This window comes from Citrobacter sp. TBCS-15, from assembly GCF_005280815.1.
Classification (GTDB): domain Bacteria; phylum Pseudomonadota; class Gammaproteobacteria; order Enterobacterales; family Enterobacteriaceae; genus Citrobacter; species Citrobacter werkmanii.
The window spans coordinates 36,276-59,106 of record NZ_SZWK01000101.1 but is presented as its reverse complement, the minus strand read 5'-3'; the positions used below and the strand labels follow the sequence as shown (position 1 = coordinate 59,106).

Sequence of the window (22,831 nt, the reverse complement as noted above, 5' to 3'; positions counted from 1 at the left end):
CAGCAATGAGTCAGAACGTATACCAATTTATCGACCTGCAGCGCGTTGATCCGCCGAAGAAACCGCTGAAGATCCGTAAGATCGAGTTTATCGAGATCTACGAGCCGTTTTCCGAAGGTCAGGCCAAAGCGCAGGCAGATCGCTGCCTGTCCTGCGGCAACCCGTACTGCGAGTGGAAGTGCCCGGTGCATAACTACATCCCGAACTGGCTGAAGCTGGCCAACGAGGGGCGTATTTTTGAAGCGGCCGAGCTGTCACACCAGACTAACACCCTGCCGGAAGTTTGCGGGCGCGTCTGCCCGCAGGATCGTCTGTGTGAAGGATCCTGTACCCTGAACGACGAGTTCGGCGCGGTGACCATCGGTAACATCGAGCGCTATATCAACGATAAAGCGTTCGAAATGGGCTGGCGTCCGGATATGACCGGTGTACGCCAGACGGACAAACGCGTGGCGATTATCGGTGCGGGTCCGGCGGGCCTGGCCTGCGCTGATGTGCTAACCCGCAACGGCGTGAAGGCGGTGGTGTTTGATCGTCATCCGGAGATCGGTGGTCTGCTGACCTTCGGCATCCCGGCTTTCAAGCTGGAGAAAGAGGTCATGACCCGCCGCCGTGAAATCTTCACCGGCATGGGTATTGAGTTCAAACTCAATACCGAAGTGGGTCGCGACGTACAGCTCGACGACCTGCTGAAGGATTACGACGCGGTGTTCCTCGGCGTGGGTACTTACCAATCCATGCGCGGTGGGCTGGAAAACGAAGACGCTTCCGGCGTATTCGACGCCCTGCCGTTCCTGATCGCTAATACCAAACAGTTGATGGGCTTTGGCGAAAGCAGCGACGAGCCGTACATCAGCATGGAAGGCAAACGCGTCGTCGTTCTCGGCGGTGGCGATACGGCAATGGACTGCGTGCGCACCTCGGTTCGCCAGAACGCAGCGCACGTAATCTGCGCCTATCGCCGCGACGAAGAGAACATGCCGGGCTCCAAACGCGAGGTGAAAAACGCGCGTGAAGAAGGCGTGGAATTCCAGTTCAACGTCCAACCGTTAGGTGTGGAAGTGAATGCCAACGGTAAAGTATGCGGCGTGAAAATGGCGCGTACCGAAATGGGCGAACCTGATGCGAAGGGGCGTCGCCGCGCGGAGATCGTCGCCGGTTCCGAGCACGTTGTACCGGCGGATGCGGTGGTACTGGCGTTTGGTTTCCGTCCGCACAGTATGGAATGGTTGGCAAAACACAGCGTCGAACTGGATTCTCAGGGCCGGATTATCGCTCCGGAACGCAGTGACATCGCCTTCCAGACCAGCAACCCGAAAATCTTCGCCGGTGGCGACATCGTGCGCGGTTCGGATCTGGTGGTCACCGCGATTGCCGAAGGTCGTAAAGCGGCTGACGGGATTCTGAATTATCTGGAAGTGTAATTCAGCCTCTTCAGGCATCTCATCTGCCCTGGTAGATGAGATGCCAAACTCCTGCCGCAATACCGCCAAATCTGCCAATTAAGCCAGTCTGACAACACGTTTTGTAAACAGGGCAAAAAACCTTAACATCCGAAACACATCAGCACCATGAATAATAGCCATGTAAAAATCATACGGAAACGTTTGCTTTATTTTAAGAACTGTATATTATGCGGCGGATTTTTTGGGCAAAATTCATGGAGGCGTTGTGTCGCAGGACAACAATTATAGCCAGGGCCCCGTCCCTCTGGCGGCGCGGAAAGGCGTGATACCACTAACGTTTGTTATGTTGGGGCTCACATTTTTTTCCGCCAGTATGTGGACCGGTGGCACACTCGGTACCGGTCTTTCTTATAATGATTTCTTCCTGGCAGTTCTCTTCGGTAATCTTCTCCTCGGTATTTACACTGCATTTCTCGGTTTCATCGGCGCAAAAACAGGGCTCTCGACCCACCTTCTGGCGCGTTATTCATTTGGGGTGAAAGGCTCCTGGCTTCCTTCACTGCTATTAGGCGGTACCCAGGTGGGTTGGTTTGGCGTGGGTGTGGCCATGTTTGCCATTCCGGTTGGCAAAGCGACGGGAATTGACGTCAATATCCTGATTGCGGTTTCCGGTCTGCTGATGACGATGACCATCTTTTTTGGCATCTCGGCACTGACCATTTTATCTATCATCGCCGTACCCGCCATCGTCATTCTTGGCAGCTACTCCGTCTGGCTGGCGGTAAGCGATGTCGGCGGTTTAGACCATTTAAAAGCGATTGTGCCGCAAACGCCGCTTAATTTCTCCACCGCTCTGGCGCTGGTGGTAGGCTCGTTTGTCAGCGCCGGGACGTTAACCGCCGACTTCGTTCGCTTTGGCCGCAATGCCAAAGGCGCGGTGCTGATTGCGATGGTGGCGTTTTTCCTCGGCAACTCGCTGATGTTTATCTTCGGCGCAGCGGGTGCCGCCGCTGTTGGACAGGCAGATATCTCTGACGTGATGATTGCCCAGGGACTGCTGCTGCCCGCGATTGTGGTACTCGGCCTGAATATCTGGACCACTAACGACAATGCGCTGTACGCATCGGGTCTGGGATTTGCCAATATTACCGGCCTTTCCAGCCGTACGCTGTCGGTGGCTAACGGCATTATTGGCACACTCTGCGCGCTGTGGCTTTACAATAACTTTGTTGGCTGGCTAACATTTCTGTCGGCAGCGATTCCGCCGATTGGCGGGGTGATTATCGCCGACTATCTGCTGAACCATCGCCGATATGCCGATTTCAGCAAAGCACGATTTATGACCGTCAACTGGATAGCTATTTTGTCCGTTGCACTGGGCATCGCCGCCGGTCACTATATTCCCGGTATTGTGCCAGTCAACGCCGTACTCGGCGGCGTATTCAGCTATATCCTGCTGAATCCACTTTTCAATCGCAGCCTTGCTAAATCACCAGAGGTCAGCCATGCAGAACAATAACATCACCATCCGTCAGGCGCGTTTACAGGGACGCGAAGGATTGTGGCAGCTCACGATTGAAAACGGGCGCTTCAGCCGGATTGAGCCTCAGGACGCAGCTGCATTGCCGCAAGGCGAAGTACTTGATGCCGAGGGCGGTCTGGCAATCCCACCGTTCGTTGAGCCACATATTCATCTGGATACCACGCAAACCGCGGGTGAGCCGAGCTGGAACCAGTCTGGTACGTTGTTTGAGGGCATTGAGCGCTGGGCCGAGCGTAAGGCAATGCTGACTCACGAAGACGTCAAAGCGCGCGCGATGCAGACCCTGAAATGGCAGATGGCTAACGGTATCCAGTATGTCCGTACCCACGTTGACGTTTCCGATCCTACGCTAACGGCTTTGAAAGCCATGCTGGAAGTGAAACAAGAGGTCGCGCCGTGGGTAGAGCTGCAAATTGTCGCATTCCCGCAAGAAGGTATTCTGTCTTATCCCAACGGTGAAGCGCTGTTAGAAGAGGCCGTGCGTTTGGGGGCCGACGTCATCGGCGCGATTCCCCACTTTGAATTTACGCGTGAATATGGCGTGGAGTCGCTGCACAAAATCTTCGCCCTGGCGCAAAAATACGACCGACTTATCGATGTGCACTGCGACGAAATTGACGATGAGCAATCACGCTTTGTTGAAACCGTCGCGGCGCTGGCGCATCGCTACAATATGGGCGAGCGCGTGACTGCCAGTCATACCACGGCAATGCACTCCTATAACGGCGCATATGCTTCCCGTCTTTTCCGCCTGTTGAAAATGTCCGGTATTAACTTCGTCGCCAATCCACTGGTGAATATTCACCTGCAGGGACGCTTTGACACTTATCCTAAACGCCGCGGCGTCACGCGCGTCAAAGAGATGCTGGAAGCGGAGATCAACGTCTGCTTCGGTCATGATGACGTCTTCGATCCGTGGTATCCATTAGGTACGGCAAATATGTTACAGGTGCTGCATATGGGTTTACACGTGTGCCAGTTGATGGGATACGGGCAGATAAATGATGGACTGAATCTGATCACTACCCACAGCGCGAAAACTTTGCACCTGCAGGACTATGGCCTGAGCGTGGGGAACTCTGCGAATCTGGTGATTTTACCGGCTGAAAATGGATTTGACGCGGTTCGTCGCCAGACGCCTGCACGATATTCTATTCGTCACGGGCGAGTCATTGCCGAGACGCTCCCCAGCCAAACCACGCTGCATTTGACGCAGCCGGAAGCGGTAACGTTTAAGCGCTAAATTTATATCCCGTGTCGGATGGCGCAAACCTTGTCATCCGACACCGTCTCTCTCATCGTCAGGCGTGTAATAAGCTGGCGCGCACCTTAATCACGACTTTTTTGATTTCCCCTGGCTCCTCCACCGCACAACCCGGTTTATGCGGCTCACCCGGCATAAAAATTGCGAATCTTCCCGGCTTTAAGGTGAGCGCCTGCTCATCGGTAATGTGATTGCACAGCTGATAATCGTCCTCAGCATGCATTTCTTCGCACTGGCGAGCAGAATCGGTCATCCCGAACAGAATGCGTTCTTCACCGGACAACAGCACCTGAATGTCAATGTACTGCTGATGCAGCTCCGCTTTCTTTTGCTCCGGGCTCTGCGTGGCGAACTGCATAACGTTCATAAAAATATTATCGCCCTGCAGCTCATAGCGTCCTGGTGGTTTCTCCTGCGGTCTTGCCGCAACGGCCAGCGTTAGTGCTTCCTGTAATACCGGATGTAATCCGGAAGAAGGCAGTGAACGCAATTCATCTGTGATCATCATTATTCTCCCCGGGCCAACAGCGCGGCCCCCAATAATCCAGCGTCATGACGGTAATGCGCCGCCAGTAATTCCACGTGATAGGCCGCAGGCTCTTGTGCCAGATAATGTTCCACCAGCGCCAGGTATCCTTCAGCCAACCCAACGCTGCCGCCAATGACCGCGCACTGGCAATCGGTCATGGCCTTCACATCGGCGACAAGCCTTGCCAATGTTCGCGCTGAGCGATGGATCAACCGGCTTGCCTGCTCATCCCCCTGCCCGGCACGGCTAAAAATAGTTTTGGCGTCGCATCCGGCAAGCGCGCCTTCGGCAGCCGCCGCGATCCCTCGACCGGATGCGATCGCCTCAACGCAGCCCACCCGCCCGCAGCCGCACACGGGGCCATGCGGATCGGCCAGCGTGTGTCCCAGATGCCCGGCCAGACCGCCGACTCCGGTCAGCAGTTTCCCTGCACTCACGACTCCGCCGCCCACGCCAGTGGAAACGGTAATAAACACCATATCGTGGTACTCGCCGCCAAGCGCATGATACTCAGCCCACGCCGCGGCCTGAGCGTCATTGACCGCCAGCGTCGGCAAACCAGTGAGATCTTTTAGCGTTTGCAGCAGCGGAAAATGCAGCAACCCGCCGAGGTTATGCGGATTCAGCGCCAGCAGAGAACCCTCACGGATAATCCCCGTCGAGGCGATCGCCACCCGCTTCACCTGCTCTTGTAGCGGCGCAATCAGTGCCTGTAACGCGGCGCGCAGCGCATCCGGCGTTTTGCTGGCAGGTGTTGGCAATTCGCGCCGTTCGCGGATTCGCAGGTTGCTGTCCACCAGCGCTGCAGCCAGTTTGGTGCCACCGATATCAATCGCCAGCGTAGTCATGACGCAGCCTTCTGCTTCGCGGTGATAATCTTTTTATCCCGTTGCTTAAATAACGACATCGTTCTTCCCTTTCGCTAGTTGCCCGGTTTAGCGCCGGGCAACCCGATTAACTTTTGGATTTCACCATGGTGCTTTTGTCACCGCCGAACGGCACGGCCCCGCTAAACGGTCGACCATCGATGGCGTCATGCGTACGTAACGCTTCAGGACGCAGCCAGCGCTGTACGCGGGACGGCATATCGAGACCAATTAGCAGGATCACCACAAATGTCAGGCCGAAGGAGAGCGATCCCAACGCGGTTCCGAGATCCAGACGTTGTGCAATCAGTGCGCCGATGATCGGTGCCAGTGCCCCGCCAAGCGCCCCAACGTTGTAGGTGAAGCCCAGACCCGCAGCTCGCTGGTCGGTATCGAAATAGCCACCAATTAATTTCGGTAAGATCCCGGAGATCCCTTGACCGAGCATTTGCTGGAAAAACAGCAGCAAACCGAGTACCCAGACGTTTGAACCACCGATCGCAAACACCGGAATAATCAGCAACTGCGAGGCCAGGAGACTGCAGACATAGGCTTTACGGGTGCCCAGCCAGTCGCCAAGAAACCCACCGACGCAACAGCCGACCGCCGCGCCAAAGCCGCTAAAGAAGAGCACTCTGGCAACCGTTGAGGGGTCATACATGAGTTCGGTTTTCAGATACGTGGGCAGCAGCGCCTGAATCGGCCACGAGTAAAGGAAGGCGAACAGCACGACGACCATTAGCATGACGCCCGTGGGCCAACGCTTACCGCTGCTTTGCACCATAAAGCTAATGAAGATAAATGCGCATATCAGCCCGAGTATCGCCACGATAGCCGCATTTTGCAGATTGCCCGCAAAGCAGAACCACAGCGCGGTTGCGGCAGCGAGAGTCATCAGAATATTGATAACCCGATGTTCGCCCCGATAGAGAATGTCCACCATCGTACGCACCGGCGCTTTGCCTTCGTGTTTCTCTTTCCAGTCTTCCGCTTCCGGAATATTTTTACGCAGCCAGAGGGCGAAGATAATCGGCAGAATGCCGATGAAGAACAGCGCGCGCCATCCCCAGACCGGGACCACCAGGCTGTAAACCTGGGCGGCGACCACTGCGCCAACGGAGAAGCCGGAGATCAGGAAACCACTGGCTTTGTTACGCAGGTGTTTAGGCCAGCTTTCAATGACATAGGTGGCGCTGGAGCCGTACTCGCCAGCCATCCCCATCCCGATAACCAGGCGAGCGATAAACATGGTGGTGTAGCCTGGCGCGAAGCCGCAAGCCAGCGTCCCGACAGAGAACAGAATGATGCTGGTGACCATCGCCAGACGGCGTCCGTAACGGTCGCCCATGGCCCCCAACATTAACCCGCCAAACCAGCGGGAGATAAAGGCGGCTGAAATCAAACTGGCAGCCTGCACCGTCGTCAGGCCGAATTCGCCTTGTACTTCCGTCAGCACAAGGGCGATTAACACAAAATCAAAACCATCAAGTAAATATCCCAGCCAGGCGGCGGAAAATGCCCGCCATTGCGCCCGATTGAGATGGCGATACCACGGGATGCTCTGGGTAGAAGTACTCATTTTACTCTCCCGACGATTTTTGTTGTTGTGCCGGATAGCGGCTTTGCCTTATCCGGCCTACGGTCGAAAATCCAGGCCGGGCGAGCAAAGCTCCCCGGCGACCCGCGATTACGCCTTTTCCGCCAGCAGTTGGTTAGCCAGCGCTTTCAGTTCTGGCAGATAGCGTTCATCTACCGGGGCAAACGGCTTACGACACAGAGGAACAGAAACCACGTCCATATAGTGCAGTACCGTTTTCAGGCCGCGGAACACGCCAACCTTAATGAGCAGATCGATAACCTTATTGCACTCAGTTTGCAGCTTTTGTGCCGTCCGAATGTCGCCTTCTTTGAGTGCTTTCACAATTCCCTGATAACGCCATCCCATGATGTTGTAAGTGCTACCGATACCGCCATCTGCACCCGCCAGCAAACCAGAAGCGAAGATCTCGTCATAACCGTTATAAAGCACCAGATCGGGATGAGCACGGCGGATCTGCTCCATCTGATAGAGATCGCCGGAAGTTTGCTTCAGCGCGCCAACGCCTGGTAGCGTCACCAGCGTGTTGATCTGATCCAGCGTCAGTTTTACGCCGCTCAGCGCCGGGATGTTATAGACCACCATCGGCAATCCATTCGCCGAATCAATGATTGCGCGGTAGTGATCGCAGTGTTCTTCAAAACTGAACGGATAGTAAAACGGCGTGACGGCTGAAACCGCATCAAAGCCGTAGCGATGCGCGGCGCTCGCCAGTTGCTGACTCTCTTCGGTACTCACTGTGCCAACATGGGCGATAAGCGTCACCTTGCCTTTCGCTTCTTCGGCAACAATTTCCAGCACCTGCTCTCTTTCAACGCGATTTTGGACAAAGGCCTCGCCCGTAGAGCCACCGACATAGAGCCCATCAATACCCTGGCCAATGTTGAAACGCACCAGCCGGCGCAGACTCTCAACATCCAGCCGCTGTTGGTTATCGAATGGGGTTAACAACGCTGGCATTACGCCTTTTAGTTCTCTTGCCATAACTACCTCTGTCGATGATTAGTGTTATCTGATTGCATACCTTTATACCTGTTATACCAGATCAAATAAGCAGCAATACAATACAGAACGCTTATAGTGCGATCTGCTTCACTAAACGATCGTCAGGATCGCGATCACTTACGCAATTTTTTACTTTTGCTGAAGGCGTGCCAGGTCGCGGAAACGCTGTTGAGGTGTTCTTGCAGTGCGCGGTCAGCTTCCTCAGGATCGCGCTGACGAATAGCCTCTACAATCGCGATATGCTGCTGATAACTCACGTTGTTGTGCTCATACAACTCTTGATCGGCAACGGTCGGGCGGGCGGCAATAAGCCAGTCTAATAGCGCAACATGGATCGCCATAAAGATGGGATTGCCCGGGATCTCCGCCAGCACACGGTGAAAATCAACGTCCGAGCGAATGAATAGCGTATTGTCATCCAGCGACTGGCTGTTGATTTCCAGTGCTTTCGCCAGTCTGGCGATTTGCTCGTCAGTAGCGTGTTCTGCGGCGTATCGTACCAGGCTGGATTCAAAGAACAGTCGCAACTGCTCGAAGTGGGCTATGCCGCCGGGATGCGCGAGGAAATCTTTCGCCATACCGGACAGCTCGCTGATAATGGTATCAGCCGAAGGACGCGAAACGCGGGCGCGCTCGCCGTTGTTGATTTGTACCAGGCCTTTGCGTTTTAACGCTGCCAGCGCTTCTCGTACAGAAGGACGGCCCACATTAAAAAAGGCCATCAGCTCCCGCTCAGACGGCAGCTGTTCTCCCTCGCCAAATTCCCGGCGACGAATCATCTGCTCCAGTTCTTCTTCAACCATCTCAGACAGTTTTTTACGCGCCAGCGGGCGATTGCGTAAGCTACGGCCAATGGTGGATGGAGAGTCTTCAGCTTGCGAATCAAATGCGTTCATAGGGCCTATTCAGCTAAGTCGTGGTGACAAACAACAGCGGGTTTATCCTAACACAGGATCGAAAGCAGGGTGAAATGATGGTCATCCAGACAGGCTGACTTATGAATAATATATTTATTATTCATATTATATTTAGCTTGAACATGCCGATTACCTTTAATTAAACAAGGCTATATCGGCTTCGTGAAATTTCCGAATATGAATGTGAGAATTTATCATAACCCACTATTTTATAACATAAAATAAATTAACCATTGCGTTAAAAATAAGATATCCACTCCATAAAAAGTGTCCAGAAAAATATAACATCCGTTTTGACAACAGCATTATTACCGGATTTATCATCTTCCCTGGCATGGAGTGAAACAATGTTCGGCATCATTATCTCTGTCATCGTTTTATTAACGATGGGTTACTTGATCCTCAAAAACTACAAACCCCAGGTCGTGCTGGCAGCAGCCGGGATCTTCCTGATGATCTGCGGCGTCTGGCTGGGTTACGGCGCGCTGGTCGCTGACGATAAATGTAGCGGCTATCTACTGGTCGATATTTACAACGAAATTCTGCGTATGCTCTCAAATCGGGCGGCAGGGCTGGGTTTATCTATCATGGCGGTGGGTGGTTATGCCCGTTATATGGACAGGATGGGGGCCAGCAGAGCGATGGTTAGCCTGTTAAGCCGACCGCTTAAGCTGATCCGTTCCCCCTATGTCGTGCTGGCCGCCACCTATGTGATTGGTCAGATCATGGCGCAGTTCATTACCAGCGCTTCCGGGTTAGGCATGCTACTGATGGTGACGCTTTTCCCAACGCTGGTCAGTCTTGGCGTGAGTCGATTATCCGCGGTTGCGGTCATTGCCACCTCGATGTCGATTGAATGGGGCATTCTGGAAACCAACTCTATTTTTGCCGCGCAGGTCGCGGGCATGAAAATCGCCACCTACTTCTTCCATTACCAGCTCCCCGTCGCTTCATGCGTCATTATCGCTGTCGCCATTGCGCATTTTTTCGTACAGCGCCGATTTGATAAAAAAACGTTACCGGAAAACAACGGGTTCGCTGAACAAAAGACGCTGGAAGATGTACCCCCGCTGTATTACGCCATTTTACCGGTGATGCCGCTGATCCTGATGTTGGGTTCGCTGTTGCTGGCACATATGGGATTAATGCAGGCAGAACTGAATCTGGTAGTGGTGATGCTCATGAGCATGACGCTGACCATGTTTGTCGAATTCCTGCATAAACATAATCTGCGCGAAACAATGGATGATGTGCAGGCTTTTTTTGACGGCATGGGGACACAGTTTGCCAACGTTGTCACACTGGTGGTCGCCGGTGAGATCTTTGCCAAAGGGTTGACGACTATCGGGACAGTGGACGCAGTGATTAAAGGCGCGGAACACTCGGGCCTTGGCGGCATCGGCGTGATGATCATCATGGCCGTGGTCATCGCCGCCTGTGCGATCGTCATGGGCTCAGGCAACGCACCGTTTATGTCTTTTGCCAGCCTGATCCCGGATATTGCCGCCGGGCTGCATATTCCGGCAGTAGTGATGATTATGCCGATGCATTTTGCCACTACGCTGGCTCGCGCGGTATCACCGATTACCGCAGTGATCGTCGTGACTTCAGGTATTGCCGGCGTGTCGCCCTTTGAGGTGGTAAAGCGCACCGCTATTCCGATGGCAGTGGGGTTTGTGGTGAATATGATAGTCACCATCGCGCTGTTTTATTGATTGCAGAGCCAGAAAACAGAACAGGCCCGAAAGGGCCTGTTTTCTTATTTTACTCTTTATTTCACTACGCGTAGCGCTGGGCGCCCGCCGCGGGGCGGCGGAGGAGTGTCATCCGGATCGTTGTCGTCGCTGTTGTCAGGCTTATCGCCATCAATGACCGACATGACCGTTTCACTCTCAAAACCAGACGCTTCGTTGTCGTCATCATTTAAGCTGGCGACATCTTCGTCGTAGGCGGCTTCCGGTTCAAACATCGTACCGGCGCCGTTTTCACGAGCATAAATAGCCAGAACTGCAGCCAGCGGGACGGAAACCTGACGCGGCACACCACCGAAGCGCGCGTTAAAGCGTACTTCGTCATTTGTCAGTTCCAGGTTCCCCACCGCGCGCGGTGCAATATTCAGAACTATTTGCCCGTCACGTGCGTATTCCATCGGAACCCGCACGTCCTGGAGCGTCACATCCACCACCAGATGCGGCGTGAGCTGGTTGTCTAACAACCACTCATAGAATGCGCGCAGCAGATACGGACGGCGTGGTGTTAGCTGTGGCAAATCCATACAGGTTAACCCCGGCCCAGACGCATTTCACGTTCAGGCTCAGTCAGAGAAGCCAGGAAAGAATCACGTTCAAAGACGCGAGTCATATAACCTTTCAGTTCTTTCGAACCGGCACCGTTGAATTCAATACCCAGCTGCGGTAAACGCCACAGCAGCGGTGCCAGGTAGCAGTCTACCAGGCTGAACTCATCGCTAAGGAAGTAAGGTTTCTGACCGAATACTGGCGCGATTGCCAGCAGCTCTTCGCGCAGACGCTTACGCGCGACCTCAGCTTCAGAAGCGGAACCGTTCACGATGACGTTCATCAGCGTGTACCAGTCTTTTTCGATACGCTGCATGTACAGGCGGCTTTCACCACGCGCAACCGGGTAAACCGGCATCAGCGGCGGATGCGGGAAGCGCTCATCCAGGTATTCCATAATGATGCGAGATTCCCACAGGGTCAGCTCACGATCCACCAGTGTCGGTACGCTCTGATTCGGGTTGAGGTCGATCAGATCCTGAGGTGGATTGTCCTTCTCCACGTGCTCAATCTCGAAACTAACACCTTTTTCAGCCAGCACGATGCGGACCTGATGGCTATAGATGTCAGTAGGACCAGAAAACAGCGTCATTACCGAACGTTTGTTGGCAGCGACAGCCATGAAAACCTCCAGGTATATTCAGAATTTTTACTGCTACCAGCCACTCAGTGGCCAGCCAGAAGTGATGTCACCCAGACTCAGGAAAGCCATTACTGTTCAAAATACAAACAAAAAATGAGCGATACCTGACATTTGGGCAGAAAATTGGATGATAGTTTACCAGATTTTGTGACCTTTGTGGTGAGTCGATTCTTGAAATGGGGAAAAAGAGGTGGCAATCAGCGGATTACCGTGCTTCCACGGGGAGCAATAGTGATAAAAAAACCCGCCGAAGCGGGTTTTTTCGCAAATTGTTGTCTGCCGAAGCAGAAAGCAATTAACGTTTGGAGAACTGCGGACGACGACGTGCTTTACGCAGACCGACTTTCTTACGTTCAACCTGACGAGCATCACGGGTAACGAAGCCAGCTTTACGCAGTTCGCCACGCAGGGATTCGTCGTACTCCATCAGAGCGCGGGTGATACCGTGACGGATCGCACCAGCCTGACCAGAGATACCACCACCTTTAACAGTGATGTACAGATCCAGTTTCTCAACCATGTCGACCAGTTCCAGCGGCTGACGAACTACCATGCGGGCAGTTTCACGACCGAAGTACTGTTCCAGAGAACGTTGGTTGATTACGATTTTACCACTACCCGGTTTGATGAAAACGCGAGCTGCGGAACTTTTGCGGCGACCAGTGCCGTAGTATTGATTTTCAGCCATTGCCTATAATCCCGATTAGATGTCAAGAACTTGCGGTTGCTGTGCCGCGTGGTTGTGCTCGTTGCCAGCGTAAACTTTCAGTTTACGGAACATAGCACGACCCAGCGGGCCTTTTGGCAGCATGCCTTTAACCGCGATTTCAAGCACACGCTCAGGACGGCGAGCAATCATCTCTTCAAAGGTCGCTTGTTTGATACCACCGATGTGACCGGTGTGGTGATAGTACACTTTGTCAGTACGCTTGTTGCCGGTTACAGCAACTTTGTCAGCGTTCAGAACGATGATGTAATCACCAGTATCTACGTGCGGAGTATATTCCGCTTTGTGCTTACCGCGCAGGCGCAGAGCCAGTTCGGAAGCCAGACGGCCCAGAGTTTTACCGGTCGCGTCAACAACATACCAGTCGCGTTTTACGGTTTCTGGTTTAGCTGTAAAAGTTTTCATTAAAAGCTTACCCAAATAAATAAGTTACACGTTGGTGAACACCCAAACGTTTTGTCAGTTGAGGTTCACACGACATTGTCCAGCAAACCTACCCCTTCGAATAGCCTATGCCGGCGCATAGAAAGTTTTGGGAAAAAAACTCTCTCGTAACGTGGGGTCGCAAGATTATAGAGAAGTCAGGGTCAAAGATCGACCCCTTTATGTGATTTGCGGCAGGTTTAACCGGCTAAATGTTCCCGCTTCAAATACTCCTCGCTTTGCATCTCCTGCAGACGCGACAAACAACGCTGGAATTCAAACTTCAGACGCTCGCCCTGGTAGATCTCATATAAGGGAGAGGCCGCACTCACCACCAACTTGACGTGGCGTTCGTAGAATTCATCCACCAGCGCGATAAAGCGTCGCGCCTCGCTTTCCATCAGCGGGGTCATGACCGGCACATCAAACAACAGCACCGTGTGGAACAGACGCGACAGCGCAATATAGTCATGCTGACTACGGGCATCGACGCAGAGCGTGGTGAACGACACCGCCAGCGTTTGGTTTTCGACGGCCAGCGTCGGCAACGGACGATGGTTAATCTCCAGCGTCGGCGCATGCTCACTTTTGGTTCCCGCTAGTGCCAGCCACAGCTTATCCATCTGCTGGCTGGTTTCATCATTCAGAGGCGACAACCACAAATGCGCCTGAGTTAAGGTGCGCAGACGATAATCGACGCCGGCATCAACATTCATGATGTCGCAATGCTGCTTGATGGCATCAATGGCAGGAAGAAAACGCGTGCGTTGCAAACCGTTGCGATACAGGTCGTCCGGCGGAATATTGGAGGTCGCCACCAGCGTAATGCCTCGGGCAAACAGCGCCTTCATTAAGCCGCCAAGCAGCATGGCGTCGGTGATATCAGAAACAAAAAATTCGTCGAAGCACAGCACGTCCGTTTCGGCCTTAAAGCGGTCGGCAATGATTTCCAGCGGATCGCTCTGCCCCTGCAGGGCGGTAAGCTCTTCATGGACGCGCAACATAAAGCGGTGAAAGTGCAAACGCTGTTTACGCCCGCCCGGCAGGCTATGGTAGAACAGATCCATCAGCCAGGTCTTCCCGCGTCCGACGCCGCCCCACATATACAAACCACGCACTGGCGGGTTGGTCGGCGACTCACGCTTGCCCAGCAATTTGCCAAAACGCGCCATCAGACCATTCTCCTGCGGGGCAGGACGAGCTGGCGTCGTTAACGCCTGGAAAATGGTTTCCAGTCGATTCACGGCTTCTTGTTGTACGCTGTCGGGCTGATGAGTGCCGTCTGTAAGGGCTTGTTGGTAACGCGATGTCGGGGAAAGGCTTTGCATGATGTTATTGTTATTCCTTGAGAATCGATGTGCCGTCGCTCACGGTTGACGAAAAAAAGGCCGTTCTACATTACGTGATATAAACACGGGATTCCACTTCTACGGGATTAGCGGTTATAGTGGCATAATCAGGCGCAGGCATGGAGCCTACAGCCAACACCCTACGGAAACACAAGACAACGGGAGATGTTCATGACCTGGGAATATGCGCTAATTGGGTTAGTCGTCGGTATCATTATTGGTGCTGTAGCCATGCGTTTTGGTAATCGTAAATTACGCCAACAGCAGGCATTGCAGTACGAACTGGAAAAAAATAAAGCTGAGCTGGAAGAGTACCGCGAAGAGCTGGTAAGCCACTTTGCCCGCAGCGCTGAATTGCTGGATAACATGGCGGACGATTATCGTCAGATCTACCAGCATATGGCGAAAAGCTCGAGCAACCTGCTGCCGGGTATGTCGCCGGAAAACAACCCGTTCCGTAATCGTCTGGCAGAGTCCGAAGCTGGCAACGATCAGGCGCCGGTTCAGATGCCGCGTGACTATTCTGAAGGAGCCTCCGGCCTGCTGCGTAGTGGCGCAAAGCGCGACTAAACGCACATCGTTAAGAAATTTATTGGGCGCAGTAATTGCGCCCTCCGCTTCTCTTCCCGTCCCAGCTATTATTTAGTCGTTAGCCTCATTGTGACCAAACCGAAAATTCAATAACATCAAACTGTTTTGAATCATCTTCCGTTTACTCAAGGTACGAGAGCAGGATCCATGAAAAAACAAACCCAGCTGTTGAGTGCATTAGCGTTAAGTGTCGGGTTAACTCTCTCGGCGCCATTCCCGGCCGTTGCGTCGATTCCCGGCCAGGTTCCCGGTCAGGCTGCGCTTCCCAGCCTTGCCCCGATGCTGGAGAAAGTGTTACCTGCCGTGGTGAGCGTTAGGGTCGAAGGCACCGCTGTTCAAGGACAAAAAGTCCCGGAAGAGTTTAAAAAATTTTTTGGTGATGAGCTTCCCGACCAACCTTCACAACCTTTTGAAGGGCTGGGTTCAGGGGTCATTATTGATGCCGCAAAAGGCTACGTCCTGACCAATAACCACGTCATTAATCAGGCGCAAAAAATCAGCGTTCAGCTTAATGATGGCCGAGAGTTCGACGCGAAGCTGATCGGCAGTGACGATCAGAGCGATATCGCCCTGCTGCAAATTCAACACCCCAGTAACCTGACGCAAATCGCCATTGCCGACTCCGACAAACTCCGCGTGGGTGATTTCGCGGTGGCCGTAGGTAACCCGTTCGGTCTCGGGCAAACCGCCACCTCCGGCATCGTATCGGCATTAGGCCGCAGCGGGCTGAACCTGGAGGGTCTGGAAAACTTTATTCAGACCGATGCGTCCATCAACCGGGGTAACTCCGGCGGCGCGTTACTTAATCTCAACGGTGAGTTGATTGGCATTAACACCGCGATTCTGGCGCCCGGCGGCGGCAGCATCGGGATTGGCTTCGCGATCCCAAGCAACATGGCGCGCACGCTGGCCCAACAGTTGATGCAGTTTGGCGAAATCAAACGCGGTCTGTTAGGGATTAAAGGTACCGAAATGACCGCCGACATCGCGAAAGCGTTCAATCTGAATGTGCAGCGCGGGGCGTTTGTCAGCGAGGTTCTGCCCAACTCAGGTTCTGCCAAGGCGGGGGTGAAATCCGGTGACGTCATTACCAGTCTCAACGGTAAACCACTCAGCAGCTTTGCCGAACTGCGTTCACGCATTGCGACAACTGAACCAGGAACCAAGGTCAAACTGGGGCTGCTGCGTAACGGTAAACCGCTGGAGGTTGAAGTCACCCTGGATACCAGCACATCATCGTCCGCCAGTGCGGAAATGATCGCCCCTGCGTTGCAAGGCGCTACGCTCAGCGATGGTCAGTTAAAAGATGGCACCAAAGGCATCAAAATAGATAACGTTGAAAAAAGTAGTCCAGCCGCACAGGCTGGTCTGCATAAAGATGACGTTATCATTGGCGTTAACCGCGATCGCGTAAACTCGATTGCCGAAATGCGTAAGGTGCTGGAAGCGAAACCGGCGATTATCGCTCTGCAAGTGGTTCGCGGTAACGACAGTATTTACCTGCTCCTGCGGTAATGCATTAAACCGGACATCAGCCCCCGTGTGATGTCCGGTTAACTCGTGATATGCTGCTGCCGTTCCCTTTTTTAATGACGCCGCCATCATGTTTGTGAAGCTTTTACGTTCGGTCGCGATTGGTTTAATCGTCGGCGCCATTCTGCTGGCGGCGATGCCCTCTCTGCGCAAAATTAATACTCTTACTACACCGCAGTTCGACAGTGCAGATGAAACGCCCGCCAGCTATAACTCGGCGGTTCGCCGTGCTGCTCCTGCCGTCGTTAACGTTTATAACCGCAGTATGAACAGCACAGCACATAACCAGCTTGAGATCCGTACGCTCGGCTCAGGCGTTATCATGGATCAGCGCGGCTATATCATTACCAATAAGCACGTCATTAATGATGCCGACCAAATCATCGTCGCATTACAGGATGGGCGTGTATTTGAAGCGCTGCTAGTGGGTTCTGATACGTTAACCGACCTTGCGGTGCTGAAAATCAACGCAACTGGCGGCCTGCCGACCATCCCCATTAATAACAAGCGTGTGCCGCACATCGGCGATGTGGTTCTCGCCATTGGCAACCCGTACAACCTTGGGCAAACCATCACCCAGGGGATTATCAGCGCCACCGGCCGTATTGGCCTGAACCCAACTGGGCGGCAAAACTTCCTGCAAACGGATGCCTCCATCAACCACGGTAACTCCGGCGGTGCGCTGGTCAACTCGCTGGGTGAGCTGATGGGCATTAATACGCTGTCATTTGATAAGAGCAACGACGGCGAAACCCCGGAAGGTATTGGCTTCGCCATTCCGTTTCAGTTGGCAACTAAAATTATGGATAAGCTGATTCGTGACGGGCGCGTGATTCGCGGCTACATCGGCATCAGCGGTCGTGAAATTGCGCCACTGCATGCGCAGGGCGGCGGAATGGATCAAATTCAGGGGATCGTGGTTAACGAAGTGGCTCCGGACGGTCCGGCTGCACAGGCCGGTATTCAGGTCAACGACTTGATTATTTCGGTCAATAATAAACCGGCGGTATCCGCGCTTGAGACCATGGACCAGGTTGCCGAAATTCGCCCAGGTTCGGTCATCTCCGTCGTCGTGATGCGCGATGACAAACAGCTGACGCTGCAGGTGACGATTCAGGAATACCCTGCGACAAACTGACGTTAGCACCGGATAACGTACTTTATCCGGCTATAAAAGTGTGGTGCATAAAAAAACCGGAGCCAGGCTCCGGTTTTTTATTTTCTGGCAGTTCTTACTTAACGAACTCTTCGCCCAGAGTGATATCTTTCTTCAACGTGTCCAGCATGCCTTCCAGCGCGCTTTGCTCAAACGCACTCAGCTTACCGATAGACTGACGTTCTTCTACGCCGTTTTTACCCAGCAGCAGCGGCTGAGAGAAGAAACGAGCATACTGGCCGTCGCCTTCAACGTAAGCACATTCAACCACGCCTTTTTCGCCGCTCAGTGCGCGAACCAGTGACAGGCCGAAACGTGCTGCGGCCTGACCCATGGACAGGGTAGCAGATCCGCCACCGGCTTTAGCTTCCACAACTTCAGTACCCGCGTTCTGGATACGTTTGGTCAGGTCAGCCGCTTCTTGCTCGGTGAAGCTTACGCCAGGAATTTGTGACAGCAATGGCAGAATGGTCACGCCAGAGTGGCCGCCAATAACCGGGACTTCAACGTCGCCAGGCTGTTTGCCTTTCAGTTCCGCAACAAAGGTATTGGAGCGGATAATGTCCAGCGTGGTCACGCCAAACAGTTTGTTCTTATCGTATACGCCTGCTTTTTTCAGCACTTCTGCAGCGATAGCAACGGTCGTGTTCACCGGGTTGGTGATAATACCGATACATGCTTTCGGACAGGTTTTAGCAACCTGCTGCACCAGGTTCTTCACGATACCGGCGTTGACGTTGAACAGGTCGGAACGATCCATACCCGGTTTACGCGCGACACCCGCAGAGATCAGTACTACATCAGCACCTTCCAGTGCAGGGGTAGCGTCTTCACCGCTGAAGCCTTTGATTTTCACAGCAGTAGGGATATGGCTCAAATCAACGGCCACACCAGGCGTTACTGGAGCGATGTCGTACAGGGAGAGTTCTGAACCTGAAGGCAGTTGGGTTTTTAACAGTAATGCTAGCGCCTGACCGATACCACCAGCAGCGCCGAGGACTGCAACTTTCATCCTAAACTCCTTATTATATTGATAAGCAAAGTGTCTATTGCTCCGCGGCGGCGACCTTAATCCACAAATCCAACGAATACAACAACCACGCGTCAAGAATGCGTAGTCACGCAAATTTGGCTTTTATGCATTTAACTTACGTAAAATAAAACCTAAGTTACGTAATTCAAAAGCACCCGCACAGTAGAGCAACTTTCCAACAGGTGCTGACAATATACCCTACCCGCCTCTCAAAACAACATCAATTTGATAACAATTAATTTACTTTTAACCTTATTTGCGCGCCGTGACACAGGCATGTTTCTTGATAACGAAATTTGATAAAATTCCGCTCTTTCATAACATTATTTCAGCCTTTACCAGGGCAGACCGTTTGCATAAAAATTCATCTGTATGCACAATAATGTTGTTTCTACCGCCATATTACGGGTGACTTATGCGAAGCTCGGCAAAACAAGAAGAATTAGTGAAGGCGTTTAAAGCGCTACTTAAAGAAGAAAAGTTCAGCTCTCAGGGCGAAATCGTCCTCGCATTGCAGGATCAGGGCTTTGATAATATCAATCAGTCCAAGGTTTCACGCATGCTGACCAAGTTTGGCGCGGTGCGTACCCGCAATGCGAAAATGGAAATGGTGTACTGCCTGCCGGCAGAGTTGGGGGTGCCTACAACCTCCAGCCCGCTGAAGAATTTGGTACTGGATATCGACTACAACGATGCGGTCGTGGTTATTCACACCAGCCCCGGCGCTGCTCAGTTGATTGCCCGTCTGCTGGATTCGTTGGGTAAAGCGGAAGGTATTTTGGGAACGATTGCCGGTGACGATACCATCTTCACCACACCAGCTAAGGGTTTTACGGTAAAAGATCTGTACGAAGCCATTCTGGAGCTGTTCGAACAAGAACTGTAATGCCTCCTCCCCGTCGTCTCCCGGCGGGGAAAAACCTCTACTTTCCCCTCTTTGTTCTATTTTCCACTGCCATTCATTTAACAAATGGTGCGTTTAACCGCTAAAACTCATTCACACAGTGAATATGAAGGCTGAAAAACGCACATTTTGCAAAATCCAATATCCCATTGATTTTAATTAATTTATTTCTATATGGTAGTTAAAAAGGCTGATTTTAATTCCTTTTAGTTATAAAAAAGAATCTCTTTAAAACTTAATAACCACAGAAACAATTAGCGTGGTATTAATTTATCGCGTTATTAGTGTATACTTGATTTTGTGATGAGGGTCACGAAACAAGACCCACAATAAAAGAATTCGACGAGGTAAATATCATGAAAATCAAAACTACTGTTGCAGCTTTAAGCCTTCTTTCTGTTCTCTCTTTCGGTGCAAGCGCCGCGGTTACTCAGGTGAACTCACAAGAAGCACAGAACCTGCAATCCATGGGTAGCATCTCCGTATCTCAAATCGGTAGCTCACCAATGGATATGCGTCAGGCTATCGCCGCTAAAGCTGAAAAAGCGGGTGCCAGCAGCTATCGCGTCACTGAACTCCGTGAAGGTGCTCACTGGCACGCGACTGCAGAACTGTACAAATAAACCCTCGTCGTCTAAACCGACGACTTGCCCCCGCCTGCCGGGGGCTTTTTTATGTATTACATTGAGTGACGAACATTAAAACGTAACTGCCCTTCCAGCTCTTCTTCCGCTTCATCGAACAGTAATATTAATGCGCCGTATCGCCTGCGTAGTTTGTCCGGCAAATGGATAAATTCAATCTCCACCGGCAGCGGCAAGACTTCTCCGGTAACGACCTCCCACAGAGAATCTAAATCGACCACTTTTTCCCGGGGCAGACCAAATGCGCGCGTGAACTCGCGGTAGAAATCCCCCTGGTCTTCAATCTCGTCAAAATCAAACGTATAGATGTTCATCTATAGCCACCATCCCGACGCCAGTCACTCTACGGACCACCAATATGCAGGGCCTCCCGCATTTCAGGTAAGTATAGTCATAAAAAAACCGACGCTTCTGGCATCGGTTTCTTGTGCTTAATTGCTGGTCAGCGCGTGCTGGTATTTGTGTAGCATCCCGCTGAGTCGTTTTACCGGTTCCGTCACCTGTGGAGGGGCTTGCCAGATGATTAACTTCTCCTGATAGATCTCAAGCTCTTCCAGCAACTGGCTAAAGTAGCGTCGGCGTTTATCGTCATTTCCTGCTGAAATCACATGATCGGCGGTGCGACGCAGCTGGCGATGGAACGCAGATAAATCCTCATTTACCGGTATCGGCGCATCGCGCAGACGCTGATGCGCGATAATCATTGTCAGCGCCAGACGAAACTTCGCCAGGTCGCCGGGGAATTTGTTCATCAGTAAAAACAGCTGCTGATAAAGCGCCGGAAGGTGGTTTTCTTTACGACGAACCACGTTGGTGGTCATTGCCGCAACCGCCGCGGAGACAAACTGGTTGAGCAACACGCGACCGGTTCTGTCACGCGAGTTATCACGCACCAGCAGAATGACGAGAAACGCCAGCACACAACCAACAATCTGTCCCAACGCACTGTCAAGAAACTGGCTAAAGTGGAAGGTCATTGGGTTATCCAGCACGATAATATTAATAGTACTGGCCAGCGCCCCCATCGATCCCAGTCGCCGTTTCTGCACCTCAATTCCCAGAAAGAATCCCAGCACTGCCAGGCTCAGACACAACAACAGCATACTTTGCTGCGTGTTGGGGATAATTACCAGAAAATAGAGCGCGCCGAGCGGTAATGCCGCCAGCGTACCGTAGATAAAGTCTATCGCCACCATCCGGGGGTTGGGTAAGCGCATTGCCAACGAGGTGACGACCGCAATCATCACCATCGCGCCGCTGCCGGATGTCCAGCCGGTCCACAGCCAGAACAAGGTTCCCAGCACACAGGAAAGGGTGGTGCGCCAGAAGTTGACCATCGCATGGTGACGTTCGGCTGATTCAACTTTAACCACCGGCTCGCCCTGCAGGATCTCTTCTTCCGTCGCGCTAATTTTTGTATTACTCACCACACCGCGCTTCAGTAACAGGTAGCGCGTCGCCGCACCTGCCCAGCTATAAATCGTTACCGGTGTTTCACGTTCGCCGGTCCAGACAATTACCTGACGCATCCGCTTCAACTGTTTATGGACATCCTGCACCGTTTCAACCGGTGTGTCGAACAACTCGCGGAAGGTGTCAGTGATCAGTTCCGGGCGGGTATTTTGAATAAGGTAAGTTTCACAGGACTGAGTAATAAGCGTGAGCGACAGCGTGTTTAATGCTTTGAGCCTGCGATTAGCACGCACCCAACGTGAAGACTCCATATTGAGGTTGCTGCGCATCCCCTCCAGCGCCGCCGTGCGACGGACTAAATCGCCCCAGGCTTTGTCCACTTCTTCACTGTCGCCATGCTTTATACACAACTGCATAAGCTGATACTGCGCCACCAGCAGGCTGTCCAGTTCGACATCAATTTCCTGTTTCACCGAGCGGGGTGAAAAGAGCAGATCGGCAACAATGGCGCAGACAATCCCCATCACAATCTCGCTACAACGTTCGAGCGCAAATTGCGGCGTCAACAGCGGTTCAGCCTGGATAGTAATGACGATGATCAGCGCCGTATAGCCCGAAAGCCCCCACGCATAGGAATTCTCGATCTTCACTAGCGACGAGATCCAGGTACAAAAACCGGCCCAGATACAACATACCAGGATCATCAATAACGGGGCGCGGATCATGCTGATAATAATGATCAGTGCGGCAATGCAGCCAATAAATGTCCCGACGATACGCAGCATCCCGCGATAGCGGATAGCGCCTGAATAGGGTTCTCCACCGGCGGCAAAAGCCGGACCAGCTGCCACAATTGCCGCGGTCAACACCGCCCAGCGCGGGGTCTCAAGCTGAAAGTGAAAACCAACGAACAGCGCCAGGACAATCGCGCACGCCAGTTTTACCGCGAAGCGGATATGCTGGTTGGCAATAAAAAAAATACCCATCACAG

General features: G+C 52.7%; 22 protein-coding genes. 9 read left to right on the top strand and 13 right to left on the bottom strand.

The window, feature by feature from the left end:
- Nucleotides 1-5: 5 nt before the first annotated feature.
- The 3 genes from FDW96_RS03400 to FDW96_RS03390 all read left to right on the top strand — a co-directional run bounded on the left by FDW96_RS03400 (nucleotide 6) and on the right by FDW96_RS03390 (nucleotide 4,192).
- Nucleotides 6-1,424 (top strand): glutamate synthase small subunit, encoded by a 1,419-nt coding sequence (locus FDW96_RS03400; RefSeq protein ID WP_042311309.1) that lies wholly within the window; start codon nucleotides 6-8, stop codon nucleotides 1,422-1,424.
- Between the two features lie 247 nt (nucleotides 1,425-1,671).
- Nucleotides 1,672-2,925 carry a cytosine permease gene (gene codB, locus FDW96_RS03395; RefSeq protein ID WP_042311311.1) on the top strand — a complete coding sequence of 418 codons (1,254 nt, stop codon included), beginning with the start codon at nucleotides 1,672-1,674 and terminating at the stop codon, nucleotides 2,923-2,925.
- A complete protein-coding gene (locus FDW96_RS03390; RefSeq protein WP_137349696.1) occupies nucleotides 2,912-4,192 on the top strand; it encodes a cytosine deaminase in 1,281 nt (426 codons plus the stop codon). The genes codB and FDW96_RS03390 overlap by 14 nt, the downstream gene beginning before the upstream one ends.
- 58 nt (nucleotides 4,193-4,250) lie before the next feature.
- Here the strand turns inward: FDW96_RS03390 and nanQ are convergent, their stop codons facing one another.
- From nanQ to nanR, 5 genes are all read right to left on the bottom strand, one after another.
- Nucleotides 4,251-4,718 carry an N-acetylneuraminate anomerase gene (gene nanQ / locus FDW96_RS03385; RefSeq protein WP_042311371.1) on the bottom strand — a complete coding sequence of 156 codons (468 nt, stop codon included), beginning with the start codon at nucleotides 4,716-4,718 and terminating at the stop codon, nucleotides 4,251-4,253.
- 2 nt (nucleotides 4,719-4,720) lie between these two features.
- A complete protein-coding gene (gene nanK, locus FDW96_RS03380) occupies nucleotides 4,721-5,590 on the bottom strand; it encodes an N-acetylmannosamine kinase (protein WP_137349695.1) in 870 nt (289 codons plus the stop codon).
- A 106-nt stretch (nucleotides 5,591-5,696) separates the two neighbouring features.
- Nucleotides 5,697-7,187 (bottom strand): sialic acid transporter NanT, encoded by a 1,491-nt coding sequence (gene nanT / locus FDW96_RS03375; protein WP_038634306.1) that lies wholly within the window; start codon nucleotides 7,185-7,187, stop codon nucleotides 5,697-5,699.
- A gap of 108 nt (nucleotides 7,188-7,295) precedes the next feature.
- Nucleotides 7,296-8,189, bottom strand: a complete 894-nt coding sequence (gene nanA / locus FDW96_RS03370; protein ID WP_137365218.1) for an N-acetylneuraminate lyase — start codon at nucleotides 8,187-8,189, stop codon at nucleotides 7,296-7,298.
- 134 nt (nucleotides 8,190-8,323) lie between these two features.
- The gene (gene nanR / locus FDW96_RS03365; RefSeq protein WP_094301045.1) at nucleotides 8,324-9,115 is read right to left on the bottom strand and encodes a transcriptional regulator NanR; all 792 of its coding nucleotides are present in this window, start codon (nucleotides 9,113-9,115) and stop codon (nucleotides 8,324-8,326) included.
- Nucleotides 9,116-9,474: 359 nt separating this feature from the next.
- Between nanR and dcuC the strand changes: the two genes are divergently transcribed.
- Nucleotides 9,475-10,842, top strand: a complete 1,368-nt coding sequence (gene dcuC / locus FDW96_RS03360) for an anaerobic C4-dicarboxylate transporter DcuC (protein WP_137365217.1) — start codon at nucleotides 9,475-9,477, stop codon at nucleotides 10,840-10,842.
- Between the two features lie 56 nt (nucleotides 10,843-10,898).
- Here the strand turns inward: dcuC and sspB are convergent, their stop codons facing one another.
- The 5 genes from sspB to zapE form a co-directional block, all read right to left on the bottom strand.
- Entirely contained in the window at nucleotides 10,899-11,402 is a 504-nt protein-coding gene (gene sspB, locus FDW96_RS03355) for a ClpXP protease specificity-enhancing factor (RefSeq protein WP_137365216.1), read from the bottom strand.
- Nucleotides 11,403-11,407: 5 nt separating this feature from the next.
- Entirely contained in the window at nucleotides 11,408-12,046 is a 639-nt protein-coding gene (gene sspA, locus FDW96_RS03350; protein WP_003025132.1) for a stringent starvation protein SspA, read from the bottom strand.
- Nucleotides 12,047-12,362: 316 nt separating this feature from the next.
- Nucleotides 12,363-12,755 (bottom strand): 30S ribosomal protein S9, encoded by a 393-nt coding sequence (rpsI, locus tag FDW96_RS03345; RefSeq protein ID WP_003025138.1) that lies wholly within the window; start codon nucleotides 12,753-12,755, stop codon nucleotides 12,363-12,365.
- Between the two features lie 15 nt (nucleotides 12,756-12,770).
- The gene (gene rplM / locus FDW96_RS03340; protein ID WP_003025141.1) at nucleotides 12,771-13,199 is read right to left on the bottom strand and encodes a 50S ribosomal protein L13; all 429 of its coding nucleotides are present in this window, start codon (nucleotides 13,197-13,199) and stop codon (nucleotides 12,771-12,773) included.
- A gap of 218 nt (nucleotides 13,200-13,417) precedes the next feature.
- Entirely contained in the window at nucleotides 13,418-14,545 is a 1,128-nt protein-coding gene (gene zapE, locus FDW96_RS03335; RefSeq protein WP_137365215.1) for a cell division protein ZapE, read from the bottom strand.
- Between the two features lie 192 nt (nucleotides 14,546-14,737).
- Between zapE and zapG the strand changes: the two genes are divergently transcribed.
- The 3 genes from zapG (at nucleotide 14,738) to degS (ending at nucleotide 17,828) form a co-directional block, all read left to right on the top strand.
- Entirely contained in the window at nucleotides 14,738-15,136 is a 399-nt protein-coding gene (gene zapG, locus FDW96_RS03330; protein WP_003025147.1) for a Z-ring associated protein ZapG, read from the top strand.
- Between the two features lie 168 nt (nucleotides 15,137-15,304).
- A complete protein-coding gene (gene degQ / locus FDW96_RS03325; protein ID WP_042311323.1) occupies nucleotides 15,305-16,672 on the top strand; it encodes a serine endoprotease DegQ in 1,368 nt (455 codons plus the stop codon).
- An 88-nt stretch (nucleotides 16,673-16,760) separates the two neighbouring features.
- On the top strand, nucleotides 16,761-17,828 hold the full coding sequence (gene degS, locus FDW96_RS03320) for an outer membrane-stress sensor serine endopeptidase DegS (protein WP_042311325.1): 1,068 nt from the start codon (nucleotides 16,761-16,763) through the stop codon (nucleotides 17,826-17,828).
- A 94-nt stretch (nucleotides 17,829-17,922) separates the two neighbouring features.
- On the opposite strand, the gene mdh is transcribed toward degS, so the two are convergent.
- Complete coding sequence (mdh, locus tag FDW96_RS03315) at nucleotides 17,923-18,858, bottom strand: malate dehydrogenase (RefSeq protein WP_038634337.1); 936 nt, start codon at nucleotides 18,856-18,858, stop codon at nucleotides 17,923-17,925.
- A gap of 436 nt (nucleotides 18,859-19,294) precedes the next feature.
- Between mdh and argR the strand changes: the two genes are divergently transcribed.
- The gene (argR, locus tag FDW96_RS03305; protein WP_003025162.1) at nucleotides 19,295-19,765 is read left to right on the top strand and encodes a transcriptional regulator ArgR; all 471 of its coding nucleotides are present in this window, start codon (nucleotides 19,295-19,297) and stop codon (nucleotides 19,763-19,765) included.
- Between the two features lie 374 nt (nucleotides 19,766-20,139).
- On the top strand, nucleotides 20,140-20,406 hold the full coding sequence (yhcN, locus tag FDW96_RS03300; RefSeq protein ID WP_042311328.1) for a peroxide/acid stress response protein YhcN: 267 nt from the start codon (nucleotides 20,140-20,142) through the stop codon (nucleotides 20,404-20,406).
- 56 nt (nucleotides 20,407-20,462) lie between these two features.
- On the opposite strand, the gene FDW96_RS03295 is transcribed toward yhcN, so the two are convergent.
- Both FDW96_RS03295 and aaeB read right to left on the bottom strand, forming a co-directional pair.
- Nucleotides 20,463-20,741: a barstar family protein gene (locus FDW96_RS03295; RefSeq protein ID WP_137365214.1), complete on the bottom strand. Its 279-nt coding sequence runs from the start codon at nucleotides 20,739-20,741 to the stop codon at nucleotides 20,463-20,465.
- 117 nt (nucleotides 20,742-20,858) lie between these two features.
- A complete protein-coding gene (aaeB, locus tag FDW96_RS03290) occupies nucleotides 20,859-22,826 on the bottom strand; it encodes a p-hydroxybenzoic acid efflux pump subunit AaeB (RefSeq protein WP_137365392.1) in 1,968 nt (655 codons plus the stop codon).
- Nucleotides 22,827-22,831: the final 5 nt, after the last annotated feature.